This is a genomic window from Galbibacter sp., assembly GCF_035306585.1.
Classification (GTDB): domain Bacteria; phylum Bacteroidota; class Bacteroidia; order Flavobacteriales; family Flavobacteriaceae; genus Galbibacter.
In genome coordinates this window covers 75,450-93,111 of the sequence record NZ_DATGNU010000046.1, presented here as the reverse complement: position 1 = coordinate 93,111, position 17,662 = coordinate 75,450, and the positions used below count along the sequence as shown (strand labels likewise).

Annotated in this window: 10 protein-coding genes; 4 read left to right on the top strand and 6 right to left on the bottom strand. The window is 39.5% G+C overall.

Going from position 1 to position 17,662, the window contains the following annotated elements:
• The first annotated feature begins 122 nt into the window (after positions 1 to 122).
• From VKY50_RS05470 to pgl, 4 genes are read left to right on the top strand one after another with little or no spacing between them, the layout of a single operon-like run.
• Positions 123 to 584 carry an RpiB/LacA/LacB family sugar-phosphate isomerase gene (locus VKY50_RS05470; RefSeq protein WP_324299672.1) on the top strand — a complete coding sequence of 154 codons (462 nt, stop codon included), beginning with the start codon at positions 123 to 125 and terminating at the stop codon, positions 582 to 584.
• A gap of 26 nt (positions 585 to 610) precedes the next feature.
• A complete protein-coding gene (gndA, locus tag VKY50_RS05465; RefSeq protein ID WP_324299670.1) occupies positions 611 to 2,020 on the top strand; it encodes an NADP-dependent phosphogluconate dehydrogenase in 1,410 nt (469 codons plus the stop codon).
• A gap of 17 nt (positions 2,021 to 2,037) precedes the next feature.
• Complete coding sequence (zwf, locus tag VKY50_RS05460; protein WP_324299668.1) at positions 2,038 to 3,558, top strand: glucose-6-phosphate dehydrogenase; 1,521 nt, start codon at positions 2,038 to 2,040, stop codon at positions 3,556 to 3,558.
• Complete coding sequence (pgl, locus tag VKY50_RS05455; protein WP_324299666.1) at positions 3,555 to 4,280, top strand: 6-phosphogluconolactonase; 726 nt, start codon at positions 3,555 to 3,557, stop codon at positions 4,278 to 4,280. The genes zwf and pgl overlap by 4 nt, the downstream gene beginning before the upstream one ends.
• 145 nt (positions 4,281 to 4,425) lie before the next feature.
• Here pgl and VKY50_RS05450 read toward each other — a convergent pair whose 3' ends face one another.
• From VKY50_RS05450 to VKY50_RS05425, 6 genes are all read right to left on the bottom strand, one after another.
• Positions 4,426 to 6,435 carry a glycoside hydrolase family 97 protein gene (locus VKY50_RS05450; protein ID WP_324299664.1) on the bottom strand — a complete coding sequence of 670 codons (2,010 nt, stop codon included), beginning with the start codon at positions 6,433 to 6,435 and terminating at the stop codon, positions 4,426 to 4,428.
• A gap of 27 nt (positions 6,436 to 6,462) precedes the next feature.
• Positions 6,463 to 8,880, bottom strand: a complete 2,418-nt coding sequence (locus tag VKY50_RS05445; RefSeq protein WP_324299662.1) for a glycoside hydrolase family 31 protein — start codon at positions 8,878 to 8,880, stop codon at positions 6,463 to 6,465.
• Between the two features lie 14 nt (positions 8,881 to 8,894).
• A complete protein-coding gene (gene galB / locus VKY50_RS05440) occupies positions 8,895 to 11,390 on the bottom strand; it encodes a beta-galactosidase GalB (RefSeq protein WP_324299660.1) in 2,496 nt (831 codons plus the stop codon).
• Positions 11,391 to 11,453: 63 nt separating this feature from the next.
• Complete coding sequence (locus VKY50_RS05435; RefSeq protein ID WP_324299657.1) at positions 11,454 to 12,869, bottom strand: hypothetical protein; 1,416 nt, start codon at positions 12,867 to 12,869, stop codon at positions 11,454 to 11,456.
• Positions 12,870 to 12,893: 24 nt separating this feature from the next.
• Positions 12,894 to 14,489 carry a RagB/SusD family nutrient uptake outer membrane protein gene (locus VKY50_RS05430; RefSeq protein ID WP_324299656.1) on the bottom strand — a complete coding sequence of 532 codons (1,596 nt, stop codon included), beginning with the start codon at positions 14,487 to 14,489 and terminating at the stop codon, positions 12,894 to 12,896.
• A gap of 4 nt (positions 14,490 to 14,493) precedes the next feature.
• Entirely contained in the window at positions 14,494 to 17,625 is a 3,132-nt protein-coding gene (locus VKY50_RS05425) for a SusC/RagA family TonB-linked outer membrane protein (protein WP_324299654.1), read from the bottom strand.
• Between the last annotated feature and the right edge of the window lie 37 nt (positions 17,626 to 17,662).

Genomic DNA, 17,662 nt, shown 5'->3' with positions numbered 1-17,662 from the left:
GATCATGTGTTTCACATTGTAACTTAAAAATAAACTATCGTTATATAAACAAATTATATTGCCGCAATCCCCTAGAAATACGTAATTTTATACTTTGAAACATTTCTAAAAGCTCAATACTTGTGAAAATTGGTATAGCCGCAGATCATGCAGGATATAAAAATAAGGAGGAATTAAAGCTTTTCCTAGACAAACAAGGGTATCAATATGAAGATTTTGGAGCTCATACCATGGATCCAGAAGATGATTACTCGGATGTAGTTATGCCTTTAGCTCTGGCTATTTCAAATCAAAAAATAGACAAAGGAATTGCCATTTGCGGAAGCGGTGTAGGAGTATCCATTGCAGCCAATAAATTCGAAGGTGTTCGTGCGGCGCTAATTTCAGAACATTATTCTGCGCATCAAGGCGTAGAGCATGACGATCTCAATCTCCTATGTATGGGAGGAAGAGTTCTTGGAGCGGCGCTTATTGAAGAAATCACCGTAGCTTTTCTTAAAGCAAAATTTATCAGTCATGGTCGATTTCAAAGACGGCTAGATAAGGTAAAAGCCATAGAAGAAATGAATTTCAAAAAATTATAATATCAAAAAATACGGATAAAAACACTATGAAAAAATTTGACTTTGGAATGGTTGGACTAGGCGTAATGGGTAGAAACCTATTACTTAATATGGCCGATCATGACTTCTCTGTTGTTGGTTTGGATTTAGATGCTGAAAAAGCTGCTTCTTTAGAGCAAGAAGCCGAGACAAAACATCAGATAAAAGGTACCACGGACGTAAAAGAGTTTGTAAGCCTTATAGAAAAACCAAGAGCTATTATGTTGTTGGTACCAGCAGGGAAACCTGTAGATACTGTAATTGGTTCTTTATTAGAGCATCTAGAGGAAGGTGATATTGTTGTGGATGGAGGTAATTCTTACTTCCCAGACACGGACAGAAGAGTGAAAGAACTTGCCGAGAAAAACATCCATTTCTTTGGAATGGGGATCTCTGGAGGTGAAAAAGGAGCTCGTTTCGGCCCTAGTATGATGCCTGGTGGGGATAAAGGATCCTATGAGCGTCTTCGTCCAATCTTTGAAGCAGTAGCTGCCAAGGTTGATGGCGAACCATGTGTAAGCTACTTAGGGAGTGGATCTGCTGGAAACTATGTGAAAATGGTCCACAATGGAATCGAATATGCAATCATGCAACTACTTGCTGAAACCTATGATTTATTAAATCGCGGACTTGAACTTCCAGACAAACAAATCCAAAAAGTATTTGAACAATGGAATAACAGTAAAGAACTTGAATCGTATTTAGTAGAGATCACTGCTGATATTTTAAAACAAGACGATTCTTTAACGGGTAAAAAATTAATTCACCTCATCTCAGACACCGCCAAGTCTAAAGGTACTGGTAAATGGACATCTCAAAATGCGATGGATATTCAAGCACCAGTCCCCTCAATTGACCTTGCTGTGAACATGAGAGATATTTCAAAATATAAAGATGAGCGTACAATTGCCTCACAAACCTACCAATGGAAAGCTAAAATCGATTTGGATTTAGAAACATTCCTAGAAAAATTAAAGGATGCCTTCTATTTTGCTATGATTACAACCTATGCACAAGGAATGGCACAGCTACACATAGCCTCTAAGGAATATAACTATGGTTTAGATTTAGAAGAAGTTTCCAAAATATGGAGAGGTGGATGTATTATCCGCGCTTCGGTTTTAGAAGACTTCAGAAAAGCCTATAAAAACAATCCTCAGCTACCGAATCTGTTGTTAGATAAAAATTTGGCAGCAGACTTAAATACAAGGCAGTCTGCAATACGTGAGGTCCTCACAACAGGTATTTCTTTAGGAATTCCTCTTTCAGTTTATGGAACTACTGTATCGTATTTTGATGCCTATAGAAGTGAAGTCCTACCTACAAATCTTATCCAGGCACAACGTGATTACTTCGGCTCACATCGTTATGAGAGAATTGATCGTGAAGGAATTTTTCACACCGAATGGGAGGATTAAACAACTATGAAAAAAATATGAAAACAGGAAAAAATGCAACTGCAACTGCGATCGTTATATTTGGTGGAACTGGCGATTTAGCAAAACGAAAATTAATACCCGCTTTTTACAATTTGTTCATCGATGGGTGGATGCCAGAGAATTTTGTCATTTACGGACTTGGAAGAACAGAACTCAGTGATAAAGATTACCAAGAACACCTTTACCAGGGCTTAAAAGAATTTTCAAGGAAAGGAACACCCAAGAAAGCAGATTGGGATAAGTTCAAGGGTTCCTTACATTATCTCACCTCTAACATCAATGATAAGACCTCTTATGATGAATTATTAAAAATCATAGAGCCCTACGAAGAACAGTGGGGAGAACGCGCCAATAGATTGTTCTATTTATCCGTTTCTCCGAGATTCATCGAGACCTTAAGTCTTAACCTTCGTAGCTCAGGTCTTGCTGCCCTTAAAGAAAAAGATCGCATCATTATTGAGAAACCTTTTGGTTACGATAAAAAATCAGCGGTAGAATTAAACAAAAAACTTACAGCTACCTTTGACGAGGAGCAAATCTTCCGGATTGACCACTACTTAGGGAAAGAGACCGTTCAAAACATTTTAGCATTCCGATTTGCCAATGCTTTATTTGAACCTTTGTGGAATAGAAATTATATCGATTCCGTTCAAATTACCGTTGCAGAGCAAGTGGGTGTTGAAGACCGAGGTGGATATTACGAGGAATCAGGTGCCTTAAGAGATATGATTCAAAATCACCTTTTACAAATCCTTTGTATGGTTGCCATGGAACCACCTGCATCATTCGATGCAGAGGAGATTCGTAGCCGTAAATATGATGTCCTTCGATCGATTCGTAGAATTAAGCCAGAAGAAGTGCATCATTATGCTGTGCGAGGACAATACGCATCGGGTTGGATTAAAGGAGAAAAAGTACTTGGATACCGTGAAGAAAATGGTGTTGATAAAAAATCAAACACAGAGACCTATGCCGCCATTAAATTCTACTTGGATAACTGGCGATGGCAAAATGTCCCATTTTATCTAAGAACAGGAAAACGTATGCAAGAGAAGACCTCTTCCATTACTATACAGTTCAAACCTGTTCCTCATGCCTCTTTCCCTACCAATCAGATTGACAGCATCATGCCTAATCGATTGACTATCAATATCCAACCTCAAATGGATATTTTATTGCGTTTTATGACCAAACGTCCCGGGCTTGAAATGAACCTGAATCCATCAGAGATGATTTTCAATTATGACAGCTGCTCAACGCAAACTCCAGAGGCATATGAGACCTTGTTATTAGATGCGATGGTTGGAGATACCACCCTATTTATGCGTTCCGACCAAATTGAAGAAGCATGGGATGTTATATCTACCATCTTAGAGGCTTGGGAGAAAAGAGAATCCATTGATTTTCCAAATTACCAAGCTGGAAGTTGGGGACCAGAAAACGCTGAAGCCCTTATCGCTCGTGAAGGTCACGTCTGGGCGGTAAATAAACATTCATCTGTAAAAGACAAAAAATGATTCGAATATTTGAAAATAAAGTAACCTTAGATAATGAATTGGCTGATTATTTTGTGAGTAAAGCACAACAAGCCATTATGGAGAAAGGAAAATTTACTGTTGCCCTAACAGGAGGCTCCTCCCCTGCTGGCCTGTATCAATTACTTGCTACCCCAGAGTACCAAGAAAAGATTGACTGGTCAAAAGTATATGTCTTTTGGGGCGACGAACGATGGGTACCACTAGATGATGAAAAAAGTAATGCTGGTGCTGCCTTTAAAGATTTGCTTAATCATATTCCAGTACCAAAAGACCAAATTTTCCCAATGTGGAAGGATGGTGTTTCTGCCCAAGAATATGCCAAGGAATATGAGGGCCTTTTAGAGCAGCATTTGACCAATGGTGAAGAATTTGACCTAATCATCCTTGGAATGGGTGATGATGGCCATACAGCATCATTATTTCCAAATCAAGATATCATTCTAAAGGAAAAGGATAAGAAAGTAGCCGCCTATTTCTTAGCACCCCAGGATATGTATAGAATTACATTAACTGCACCGCTGATCAATAAAGCTAAAAACATCGTTTTCTTAGTCTTTGGTGATAAAAAATCAGAAGCGCTTTACCAAGTACTTCAAGGAGCGCCAAACGCTGATTTATATCCATCACAATTAATTACTAAAGATGCACAAAGAGTGACTTGGATGGTTGACCAACAAGCGGCTAAGAAATTAAAACAGTAGCCCAAATTAAATAGTACTTTTAATTCAAAAGCGGAAAAAAAATATAGGTTCTTTTTCCGCTTTTGTATTTAATGCTTTCGACATTTCTGGCTTTTCTAAATCAAACACTTTAAGGTGCACCATCAAAGTTAGCCTATCGAGTCCATTATAGTTGTTTAAATCGTACCGCTGCACCACCTCCTGCACCTAAATGAAGACGAAGATTATCCTTTGCAGTAACCTCCTTGGTAGTGATGCTAATGGCTTCCGGATTATTGTTTAAGTCAGTCTCTGGTGCATCGGCATAAATTTGAGCTTCATACCTTGCCTGTGGATCTAAAAATGAAAGAGAAATATCAAATTCTCGTGACTGCTCATTTGTGATACTTCCCAAATACCAATCTTCACTGTTAATATCCTTTCGAACGGTAGTAATATACTCTCCAATAGCGCCATTGAGCACCTTGGTGTCTTCCCAGTCAGTGGGAACATCTTTTAAGAATTGAAAAGCTGGTTGTCCCTGGTAATTCTCTGGGAGATCTGCATACATCTGAATGGGAGAGTACACTGTTACCAATAAGGCCAACTGCTTGGCTGCAGTACTGTGAACCCTACGACCAGGATATCCTTGGGATATTTCAACATCTAGGATTCCTGCTGTAAAATCCATTGGTCCTGACAAGAGTCTAGTGAAAGGCAAAATGGTGGTATAACTGGGTGGATTACCATCGCTCCACGCATTGTACTCTTGCCCTCTGGCACCTTCTCTGGCCATCATATTAGGATACGTTCTACGCTCTCCAGTATCCTTTATAGGTTCGTGATACAGCACGGTGAGTTTGTACTCCGCTGCTTTTTCAAGAACATATCTAAAATACTCAACTCCGAATTGCCCATGATGCCACTCTTTCATTTTCAAAAGTGAACCAACATGTCCAATTTTCACATCGTGAATACCTACCTTATTATAAAGTGCAAAGGCGCTATCAATTTGCTTTAGATAATTATCAATATTAGATCCAGTCTCATGATAACCAATAATACGAACGTTGTTCTTTGCGGCATAATCTGTGACCGCTTCTAAATCAAAATCATCCGCCTGTTGAGTAAAATTGAATTGGTGCATAGCATTTTTATACCAATCGGGGGTCCAGCCTTTATTCCATCCCTCGATTAATAAATGGTCAATGCCTTCTTTTGCTGCAAAATCGATATATTTCTTAGCGTTTTTGGTGGTAGCGCCTTGATTCTCTCCTTCCCAGAAGGTGTATTTTCCAATATGCATCCCCCACCAAATACCAATGTATTTAAACGGTTTTATCCAGCTTGTATCTTCGAACTTATTCGGCTCATTAAGATTGAGAATCAGATATGATGTAATGAGCTCTGTAGGCTCTTTAGCAATCTGAAGCGTACGCCATGGTGTAGTGAAAGAATCCGTAATTCTCACCTTTACTCCGTCAGACCAAGGAACTAAATCGGTCTTCAAGGTTGTTCCCTGGGTATGGGCCAAGGTCGTTGAAGCAAAATTGATCAAATTAGCTTCGTGAAAACTTAAACTCAAACCACTTTTACTCTCTATTGTTAGTGGGGTATGAACAGTGTCTAAAGTACTTACTGGTGAGGCGTTAAAGAGATACTCATAGCGCTGCTCATCGTAGGCTGGGATCCACCATGCTTTTCCATCTTCAGCTAACTCAAATTCTGTAAGCTCATCCATAATGAATATGCTGTCTTTCACACCCTGCTCAGGAAATATATAGCGAAATGCAACCCCGTCATCATAGGCCCTAAACTCCAGATTTAGTTTTCTTTTCTTTGCGCCTTTCTCTTGTAATTGAACCGCTAGTTCATTGTAGTTATTGCGGATAGTTTTCTTTTCTCCCCACACTTGATCCCACTCTTTGTCAAAACTACGTCGTTCTACTGCTACGATCTCAAAATTGCGATATAATGAATCGTTGTCTTTAAAAACAAATCCAAGCTCCGAAGGATTTAATACCTGGATGGCTCCATGAGAAACCTGATAAGTTGGAACACCTTGTGCGGAGAGCGAAAATTGTATTTCATTTATCGCACCTGGCGAGGAGAGCACTAAAGGTTCTTGCTTTTGCTGGCAGGAGGTCAATCCAATCAACGCAATAGCCACTATAAAGTTCTTAATATTCAAAATCATATCTAATTAAATTATCTTAAAAAATTCTTACTGAGCCCAATGTACCTTGAAACTAGTTTTTCCATCCAAAGGATTGGATTTGAGTTTAAATTCCGAGCCTACTTTCTCAACTTCCAGTAAATGTGGTTTATCACCTTCTGGCAAATAAACCTGGCCTTTGGCCTGTGATGCGTCTTTAGTAGCAAACACTTCAAGGGTTAATTTTGACCAATCCATATCTTTTGTGGACTGTGCCAGGTCAATGTGTGGAATGATACTTCCATCTTTAACTAATACCACTATTGGCACCTCACCTGCCTCGATGGTATGCCATCCCTTTTGGTACACTTTTTTGGTCTGATAATCAATCCAACTTCCCTCTGGTAGGTAAACATCTCTTTTGGTCGTTTCCTCAAATAATGGTGCAACAAGCATATCAGATCCAAACAAATATTGATTGTCGATTAACCAGCTTCCTGGATCCTCTGGAAATTCTACAAAAAGAGCTCTTAGCATAGGCCATCCGTTGAGTGAACTTTCTTTGGCCTGGGCATAAATATAGGGCATTAATTCATAGCGCATATTATCGGCCGCTCTAAAGGCCTTTAAGAACTCTTTGCTATACAACCATGGTTCTGTCGGTGGTTCTCCATGACTTCTAACATGAGAAGATAGCATACCAAATGGCGCCCATCGCGCGTAAAGATTCTCTGGAGTTTTTGTAGTAAATCCTCCTAAGTCATGACTCCAAAATGTAAACCCACTTAGGCCTAAGGATAGTCCTCCTCTAAGTGTTGCGGCCATAGCAGTATTGGTGGTGGCGGCATCTCCACCCCAGTGTAAAGAATAGCGCTGACTTCCAGCCCAAGCACTTCGTGCCCAAAGTAGCGTATAGCCTTTTTCTTTTTTAGTAACCTCAGCTACGGCCTTGTTATAACGAAGAGGATATAAATTGTGTTCATAAAATCCAGTACGTCCAGAGTGGTAAATTCCATTTCCTGGAGCGGCCTCACCAAAATCAACCTTAAAAACACTTACTCCTAAATCAAAAAGTTGTTTAAGCTTGTTCTGATACCAAACCACCGCCTCGGGATTGGAAAAGTCCAATACAGCATCTTCATAGGGTATATTGCCCTTGGCATCTTTGACTGCATATCCACTACTGACAATTTCATTGAATAAGGTATTTCGTGGCGTAAAATAAGGTAATTGCCATAGACTCACATGAAATCCCTGTTCTTTAAAATCGGCTAACATTTTTTTAGGATCTTCAAATCGATCCTCTGCAAATTCATAATTATTCCTCCAATCAACATCAAACCACCCAGTATCAAAATGGATAACATCACTAGGTATTTTATGTTTTCTGAGGTTCTTAGCGACTTCGCGTCCTTCATTTTCACTAAAATACGTAATTCTACTCATCCAAAGCCCAAAGGACCAAAGAGGAGGCATAGCAGCTTTTCCAGTGAGATCTGTATAGGCATCAAGAACCTCTTTAGGCGTTCCTAAAAAGATAAATAGGTCTGCTTGATCATCTCCAATCATCATAGAATTAGCTCCGTTGAAGTACTGTCCAAAGTCAACTGTAATTGGGGAAGAATGGTGCATAAACACCCCATACCCTCTACTACTTAAGTAAAAAGGTATTGGTTTATACATCGTCTGATTTTGTACCCCATTGGCATCATCTGTATATAAAACCACTTTTTCTCCCCGTTTATTGAACTGAGTGAACGATTCTCCACATCCAAAGATTTTCTCCCCAGGTTGAAGACTAAAGACCGCTGCCATACTTCTGGAGTAATCACTATTGCGCCTAAGATAAGAAAATGGCAGTACGGGAGTGTAGGTATTGGAAAAATCCGTTTTATGCAGCGTCGAGGTCAACAACTTGCCCTTGGCATCATAGACCTTTACATGCCATGGTTTTTTGTAGATCTCTACCCTTCCATGCACACTGCGATATTGATGCCCACCGGCTATCGGCTTATACTCCCATGTCGCTGGGTTATTTGGTGCTTTTCCACCTACCAGCATTAACGATTCCTTTTCCTTGTGATAAACTGGCCCAGAATTCATCTTAATACGAATGGTTCGATCAGAAACAAATTGGATTTCAAATTCGTGAACTGGAGACGCTTCATATTCCGTGGCTGGAAACTCATTTGGCCCTATGGTATCTGCTTTAATAAGCATATTGTTAAAGGCCTGCTTGGCATGAAATTGATTCCGCTGGTATCGGATGGCTCCTTTACCTGTTTGGGGATCAAATTCGACCAATTCATCTGCGAAATAAAAAGTATTTAAGTAATTTGTAAAGTCCTTGCTGATATCTACTGGTGAATTCAGTACCTCTGCATGTTGAATTTGGGCAGAACTACTACCTAGTGTAAATAGACTGGCGGCTAAGAGCACCCTCCATTTACTTGGTATTTTCTGGTTTAGTTTGATTTTTAGTGTCATATTTGAATTGTTAGCTAGTTAATTGTTTTGATATTGATGGAGGCTTGTTGTAATCCATCCGCGGTAGCGGTAAGTACGAGATCTCCTTCTTTTCTGTCAGCTTGAACGATCACTAGACATTTCCCATTAAAAGCCTTGTGGGTATTGCCTTGAAAGCTTTCATGATTGGTAGGATCACCATTAGCCATACCTACTATTTTACCAGGACCTTCCAAGGTAAAGGTAAGTTGATTCCCGGCCCTTGGGACCATCACACCATTGGCGTCCAAAACATCTACGGTTATAAAAGATAAGTCCTTACCATCGGCCTGTATGGTCGACCTATCAGCGATTAAGGAAAGCTTAGATGCAGCTCCTGCAGTTTTCACCTCCCGCTCTAATACCACTTTACCTTCTTTTCGAGAAACAGCCTTGAGTATCCCTTCTTTATATGGAACCCTCCACATAAGATGTAAGTCATCCCCCTCTTTGGATTTTACCCCCAGAGATTCGCCATTTAAAAACAGTTCCACCTGATCTGCATTGTTGTAATATACCCATACATCCACCAATGTTCCTTCATCCCAATTCCAGTGTGGAAATACATGTAGGACATCTTTTTGAGTCCATTCACTCTGGTACATATAATACACATCCTTGGCAAAGCCAGCAAGATCTACGATACCAAAATAGGAACTTCTCGAAGGCCACTGATATGGAGTTGGTTCTCCTATATAATCAAAGCCGGTCCAAACAAACATTCCCGATAAGAAATCGTGCTTTTTAATAATTTTCCAGGCCTCCTCATGTAATGATCCCCAGGGTGTTCTTACCTGATCAAAGGCCGATACGGTGTTATCTTTATTGCCTTGAGTAAAGACCAAATCCCACCGTACAGGCCATATCTTTGTCGTATCGGAAGGGAATTCATAATAGCCTCGGGTTTGTAACCCAGAGGTTGTTTCCGCGGCAATAAAAGGAGTATTAGGAAAATTTTTCTGGTGATCCGTATAGGTTTGATGTGCATAATTATACCCTATTAGGTCCAAAGCACCAGAACCCGCCAATGCATTAGGTTCAGCAGCAGTACCTTCAAATTGTATGGTTACCTCATCTTTATTAATATGAATCGGTGGATTCATTCCAGCTGTAATCACTCTTGTGGTATCCAGACTTTTTACAATAGCCGAAAGCTCTCTGCCTATTTCTGCACCTTTTGGACTCCACTGCTCAGGAATCTCGTTTCCGATACTCCACATAAAAACACTCGGGTGATTTCTATCGCGTAGGATCTGATCTCTTAAGTCTCTTTCATGCCATTGCTCCCAAGCCTGTGAATAATCATAAGGATTCTTTCCATGTGCCCACATATCAAAGGCTTCATCCATAACAATGAATCCCATTTGATCACAAAGTGCTAAAAGCTCAGGGGAAGGAGGATTATGGGCTGTACGAATACCATTGACCCCCATCTCCTTCATGATTTCCAATTTTCGTTCGATCGCTCTTTTGTTTACAGCTGCACCTAAGGGTCCTAAATCATGGTGTAAACAAACACCTTTAATCTTAGTTTGCACTCCGTTGAGAATAAACCCTTTATCAAGATCAAACCTAAAACTTCGGATTCCAAAATCAGTTTTCTTTTGATCAATAAGGTTCCCGTCAACTATTATTTCTGAAACAACAGTATATAACTCAGGATTCAGGTCAGACCATAGATGCGGTGATGTAATTTCCAACTGCTGTTCTAACTCTTTTGTTCCTTCTGAGGGAATGGAAAATTCCTTTTCGGTTTGTGTGATTTCTTGATTATCTTTTAAAACGCGCGTACGAAGGAAAGCTGTTTTTTCTTCTGCATTATCATTATTAATGTTGGTAACCACGTTGACCATGGCTAAGTCCTTAGTCACTTTAGGGGTGGTGATAAATGTTCCCCAGTTAGCCACATATAATTTCGCTGTCTTTTTTAGCCAAACGTTACGATAGATACCAGAACCAGCATACCAACGTGAGTTCGGTTGTTGACTGTTATCGACTTTAACCAAAATCTGATTGGTATCACCAAAATTTAAATAAGGCGTTAAATCATACTCAAAACCAATGTATCCATTTGGTCGTTTACCAAGGTAGTGACCGTTTATCCAAACCTCACTATTAGAATAAACTCCATCAAATAAAATGCTGATTCGCTTGGATTGATCACCCTGATCGATGATAAAATCCTTTTTATACCATCCAAGTCCTCCGGAGAGATAACCTCCACCATGTCCAACAGGACTCTGTGGGTTAAAAGATCCTTCGATACTCCAGTCATGTGGTAATTCCAAGGTTCTCCACTGGGTCTGATCAGAAATAGAATCACCTACTGCGGTACTATCTGAAAGGTAAAAATCCCACTGTTCATTAAAAGAGAATTTTCGTGAGTTAGCTTCTTTTTGCGGCGTATTAGAAGAATCACAAGCAGCAAAAAAAACCATCAAACTGATCGTTATAAAGATCTTAATAGTTCTGATTAAAAATAAATTGATCATTATTTCTAGAAGATTAAAAACAGTACGGAGACCCCTTTAGAATCTCCGTATCCTTTAAATTAATTATGGGATGATATAATGAAATGCCAACCATTCATCCTTAGCAGTATCATAACTAGTTCCGAACCAAATACCTTTGGACTGAAAATCATCAAAAGCTTTTATAACTGTGATGGTACCAGTTGTTGGACTCATCCAATTGCCCGGATTCTGAATTAAGGTTTCCCCACTGAGGGTGATTTCATTAGTCGCCTCATTAATTGTAAATGTTCCAGAGGTTTCTACACCAGATTGATTCCTAGTATAAGTCTGGGAACCATTCCATTGATCAAATCGTATCCACGACTCAGATGCAACACTCGACCAACTATCATTCCATCCCCAGTCGGCTGAGCTAGTAGCATCGACGGTCCAACCCTTTCCTGCTGTTATCCAATCCACAGGGTTGCCATTGGCATCCAATGCCCAAACTCTTCCAGATCCAGCTCCTCCAGTCAACATATCAAGTAATTCTCCAGGTTCGAAGCTTGGGTCAAAACCTTCATCAATAGTAGGTTCTGTCTCCTCTGGCACCCAGTTATCACTATACTCTTTACTGATAAAATTATAAACTAAATAAGCTGCTCCGTCACAAGAACTCTTTCTGAGAACTCCTAATTGCATAGTGTCCTCGGTGAGTGAAAATATTTTAATGGAACTCCAGTTGGATACACATGCATCTGTTTCTGAATCATGAAGCATTTGTGCATCGGTTAAGGTCAAATTATGATTGTTTGCATCTAAATAATAGGTACCACTTTGTGTACCTTGCTGGGCAAACATTAAGTTATTTACCTCTACAAAGGGACCTCCATCCAAACTAAAAGTCATAGTGCCATAATCTCCTGCAGACATAATCCATTGATTACCAGCCCAATCAGGATTCCAGTTCCAACAATCATCACCATAACATCCAGTTGCTCCACCGGACCATTCATTACCACCTTCAAGCCATCCGTTGTTGGTTCCGTAAAAGTATTTTGGACCGACAAAATACTTGGAAACCCCTTCGGCATTTAAATCCAACATCCACGTTTTGCTATTTCCAACACCCCCAGATAATTTCAGCCATAACTCATTTTCAACATAATCAAAATTATTATCGGTTACCGTTATGGTCACTGGTTCTGCCTCTACCAATCCACCTTCTGTCATGGCGGAATATTGAATAGTATATTCCCCTGCAAATGCGAATCGAATAGTGTCAATGGCTTTATTTGAGCGTCCCGTTCCATAATTCCATATAGGAATAGTACCTGGAGTATTATTGGTCAATATGACGGTATTCCCACCTTGATCTATCGTAAGATCTTGTTCTATTTTAAAATTCAGCTCTGATGGATCCAGTTTTGCACCCATACTTGTTTCATGATCGTCACAAGAGGTTAATAAACCACAAAGACACATAATCATAAAAGCATATTTATATATCGTTTTCATATTATTATCTTTTAGGTTTCACAATTACCAACCGCTATTTTGAGTGATCACATTGTTAGTCAAAGTGATTTGCGTATTTGGAATTTGCTGTAATCCTTTTGTTTCCATTATATTACTGGCAGAAATCACCTTACTAGTTGGAACACCTCCATTAGGTAAAGTAGTACTGGTCGCTATTGCTTCTGAAGCTACATCCACCCCTTGGCGCAATAAATCCCAATAACGGATTCCTTCCATGGCAAATTCCAAATGCCTTTCTTTAAGAATATTTGTACTGTTTGCAGTCAAAGCTACAAAATCAGTTCCCAAGGCTCTTTGACGAACTTGGTCAAAATATTGCTGCCCATTGGCACTACCGAGTTCTGCAGCCATAAGCAACACATCAGAATAACGAATAGCATAATAATCTTGGAACTGGCCAATTTGGAAATTAACACCACCTAATTGCTCTGCTATACTACCTAACTTACCATCCTCATCAACGGCAGTCATAGGAGCATATTTCTTATTATAATACCCTGTATATTCGCGCTGTCCCTCTTGCTTATCAAACGGTATTCCCTCTTCATCAATTGCAATCAATGTTGCTTCCCTTCTACTATCTCCTTCGGTGTATAAGTTATAAAGCTCTGGATTTACAGTAACTCCCCAACCTCTTCCATAAGGCAGGTAATCAAATTCGCGCATACCAAACATGACCATCCAGTGGTTTCCATCAGTATTACCATTGTAGTCACTAGTGTAGGTGAATTTCACTGAAAAAACAATTTCTTTATTGTCCTCACCAGCAAAATCATCTACTGAAGCTGCAGGCCAGAGAGTTTTAAAATCATCTACAAGTCCATGGCCGCTTTTTGCAATGACATCTTCTAGATGAGCAAGTGCTGTTGCCTTATCAACTACCCCAACTAGGTCAGCTGCACCATAATAACCAGTGTAATACAAATATACCCGAGCTAATAAAGATTTAGCCGCCCATTTGGTTACTCGACCAGATGGAAGCTGTGTATAGGCAACATCGTCCATTTGATTGGCAGCAAAGGTAAGATCCTCTGCAATGACTTTATACACCTCCTCTACTTCAAATCGAGGGATGATTTCCTCAGATGGTACCGTTAGTAATGGTACTGGCCCAAATAAACGAACCAAGTCAAAATATAGATAAGCACGTATGAACCTCGCTTCAGATTCATAGGTAATCCTTAAATCTTCATTATTACCCCAATCGGTTTGATCCAATTTCTCTAACAGCGCATTACATCTAAAGATAGCCTGATAATATTTCACCCAAGCATCATTGAACACATCAATATTGGAAGGTGAACGACTCACATCAAATTCATCGAGCATCTGATACTTGAAATCATCGGAGTTCCCCGTGCCACCGAAACAATCATCTGATAACACCTCGGATGCTACTGGAAAGCTTAATGCTGATGCCCCGATTGCAATTTGCAAACCATCATAACAACCCACAAGCGCATCGAAAGCATCTTGTGGTGTTTTGTAAAAATTATCACTTGTAAGCTCGGTCATTGGCTCGGTATCCAAAAAATCCTTAGTACAGGATCCCAGGGCCAACATAGCTATTGATACGATATATATATTTAATTTTTTCATTGTCTTAGAATTTAATGTTTAATCCCATCATATATGTTCTAGGGCGAGGATAGTAGCCCACATCCACTCCAGAAGAGAAATTATACGTATCCGAAGAAATACCATAACCTACCTCTGGATCCATTCCATTATATTCTGTAAATGTGTATAGATTAAGTACAGAGAAATACACTCTTAATTGACTCGCAAAGAAATTATCCTTATTTACGGCCTTAGCGATATCATACCCCAAGGTAAGATTGCTTATTCTTAAGAAATCACCATCTTTGACGTAGATATCTGAAAATTTGGAAAAGTTTTTATTATCTACAGTTAGCCTAGGAATTGTATTGGAGCTCCCTGGACCATGCCAGCGACCTATATATTCGGCAGGAAAATTGCCATAAGCACCGGCAATATTTCTGTAGGATTGTACCAACTGATTTCCTGCAACCCCGTTAGCTTGAATAGAAAAATCTAAAGCTTTATAATTTGCTCCAATTGAAAAACCATAGGTTAAATCCGGATTTGGATCCCCAATTTCAACCTTATCAGCAGCGTCAATAACACCATCGCGATTGCTGTCGACATATTTCAGATCACCAGGTAAGGCATCTGGTTGAATAAGAGCTCCATTTTCTCCTCTATAGTTTTGAATCTCTTGCTGGTCCTGAAATACACCAGCGGTTTCATAGCCCCAGAAAAATCCTAAAGCGTGTCCGTTGGCTGCACGATAGAATTCGGGCGAATTATCCCAAAGTTGTGCTGTCTCGCCATGAATCACACCATCTTCTGTTGGAATTTCGCCAACTTCATTTTGATTATAGGCTCCATTGACACCGATAAAATAACTAAAATCATCGTTAATTTGATCTCTAAAATTAAGCGCCAATTCTACACCCTTGTTAGTAACATCACCACCGTTAATCCATTTATTCTCCACTCCAGCGGTTGGTACCACAGGAACATTAATTAACCAATCTTTAGTTGTTTTTTCATACCAGTCAAAATTAACCGTAAGTCTATTTTGGAAAAAGCGAGCATCAAACCCTATATCCAATTGTTCAGATGTTTCCCAGGTCAATGCAGGGTTTGCTAAACGATTGGGATAAGCTCCTGGAGTAAGTACCGCTTCTTGATTTCCAAATATGTAGTTGGTATTCTGGTAAGTAATCGGTGCTAAATATTGAAAATTACCAACATTTTGATTTCCTACTTGTCCCCAACTCGCACGAAGTTTGAGATGATTTAACCAAGTACTACTGGAATCCATAAAATTCTCATTGCTAAGCACCCAACCAGCTGATACGGAGGGGAAATAACCCCATCGATTTCCACTAGCAAAATTAGACGAACCATCCGCTCTAAAGGTTACATTCAATAAATAGGTTTCCTTGAAGTTATAGTTCAAACGTCCAAAATATGACATGCGCTTAATACGTGCATCTGGCCCACCTGTGAGTGTAATCTGAGCACCTTCCGTATTAGTGGCGTTACTCAACCATGCATGTGCTAAATCATCAAATACTAAATTCACATTGCTACCATACATAGAAACCCCTTCGTAGTTGTAGGAAGAAGATCCCAACATAGCCTCAAAGTGATGGTTATCACTAACATCAAAAGTATAGGATAGTAAATTGTCCCATATTAAAGTTTTTCCCTCGCTCATATTTTGAGTAGCGGTAGTAAACTGATTGAAGTCATAGGAAGACAACTCATAAATAGGACTAAATGAATGACCTTGTGCAGAGAAATAGTCTAAGCCTAAACTTGTACGGAATTTTAAATTTTTTAAAAATTCAAATTCCATATAAACATTCCCTAATAATTTTTTAGTCTCATTGGCGTTCTGATTCCCATAAACCATAGAGGCATATGGATTAGACATCCCGGATAACCAAGGCTCAGAATCACCCGAACTATTGTAATAATTTCCGTTTTGGTCATACATTGGAAGAAGGGGATTCGCTTGGAATGCACCTCTTAAAGCGTTGTTATACTGATTCCCAACACCAATACCATTGTTTTTAATAATAGCAAAACTCAAGTTTTCACCAAAGGTAATTCTATCATTATAAAACTTATGTTCTGAATTAAATCTAAAATTATACCGTTCGTAATTCGATAAGTCTGCTCCCCCAACAATACCTTCTTGATTGGTATAGGACAAAGAGGATGAATAGGTAGAGGTTTCGCTTCCTCCAGTAAGCCCTAGGGTATAATTTTCGGTCTTAGCGGTAGCGAACATTTCGTCCATCCAATTAACACCTTCACCCATTTTAGCAATATCTGCATTACTAAATACAGGGGAAGCTCCAGAATTCATAACACTTTCATTAATTAGCGTTGCGTATTCCTTTGCATTGGTCATGTCCATTGTCCTTGCAACCTCTTGAATACCATAATAATGATCGAAAGTGATTTGTGCGTGTCCCTTACGACCTTTTTTAGTCGTTACAAGAACTACCCCGTTAGCAGCTTGCGACCCATAAATTGCAGCAGATGCTGCATCTTTTAAAATAGATATATTTTCAATATCAGCATTGTTAAGATACGAAATATCAGTTGTCAAGACGCCGTCAACTACATATAATGGAGAATTATTTCCTGTTGATCCCAGTCCACGTATGACAACATTTAATCCCTCCCCTGGCTGCCCAGAGGTTGATGTGATTTGTACCCCGGGAGTTTGTCCCTGTAATGCCTGTAAAGCACTAGTTGTGCTCTGTCTTTGAAGATCCTCACCACTTACCTGCAGGTTAGCTCCAGTGACAAGTTCCTTCTTCTGCGTTCCATAACCAACAACAACAACTTCTTCGAGTTGTTGAGTGTCAGTTTGTAATGCTACATTGAGTGTTGATAAACCAGCTACCGGTAGGCTCTGGTTAATAAACCCAATATAACTAAATTGGAGTGTACCTCCTTCAGGAACTTCAATACTATAGTTACCGTCAAAGTCTGTAGAGGTACCATTTGTGGTACCTACAACAACAACATTTACCCCAGGTATGGGCATGCCATCTTCCTCAGCGGTGACTGTTCCAGTTACAGTTTTGTCTTGTGCTTGTAAAAAATTAGCTTGTAAAAGCAAGACAAACAAAAACGTTAGCTTAAGGAAATTGCTTTCCAAAAGCTTTTTTGCATGCTTTTTCATAAAAAATTTGTTAGTTTGAATAATAATAAATTAGTTG

Excerpts from the sequence above, each read along its gene's own strand:
- gndA (WP_324299670.1), top strand. The coding sequence starts at position 611 with ATGAAAAAATTTGACTTTGGAATGGTTGGACTAGGCGTAATGGGTAGA.
- VKY50_RS05430 (WP_324299656.1), bottom strand. The coding sequence starts at position 14,489 with ATGAAAAAATTAAATATATATATCGTATCAATAGCTATGTTGGCCCTG.
- pgl (WP_324299666.1), top strand. The coding sequence starts at position 3,555 with ATGATTCGAATATTTGAAAATAAAGTAACCTTAGATAATGAATTGGCT.
- VKY50_RS05425 (WP_324299654.1), bottom strand. The coding sequence starts at position 17,625 with ATGAAAAAGCATGCAAAAAAGCTTTTGGAAAGCAATTTCCTTAAGCTA.
- galB (WP_324299660.1), bottom strand. The coding sequence starts at position 11,390 with ATGATCAATTTATTTTTAATCAGAACTATTAAGATCTTTATAACGATC.
- VKY50_RS05445 (WP_324299662.1), bottom strand. The coding sequence starts at position 8,880 with ATGACACTAAAAATCAAACTAAACCAGAAAATACCAAGTAAATGGAGG.
- zwf (WP_324299668.1), top strand. The coding sequence starts at position 2,038 with ATGAAAACAGGAAAAAATGCAACTGCAACTGCGATCGTTATATTTGGT.
- VKY50_RS05450 (WP_324299664.1), bottom strand. The coding sequence starts at position 6,435 with ATGATTTTGAATATTAAGAACTTTATAGTGGCTATTGCGTTGATTGGA.
- VKY50_RS05435 (WP_324299657.1), bottom strand. The coding sequence starts at position 12,869 with ATGAAAACGATATATAAATATGCTTTTATGATTATGTGTCTTTGTGGT.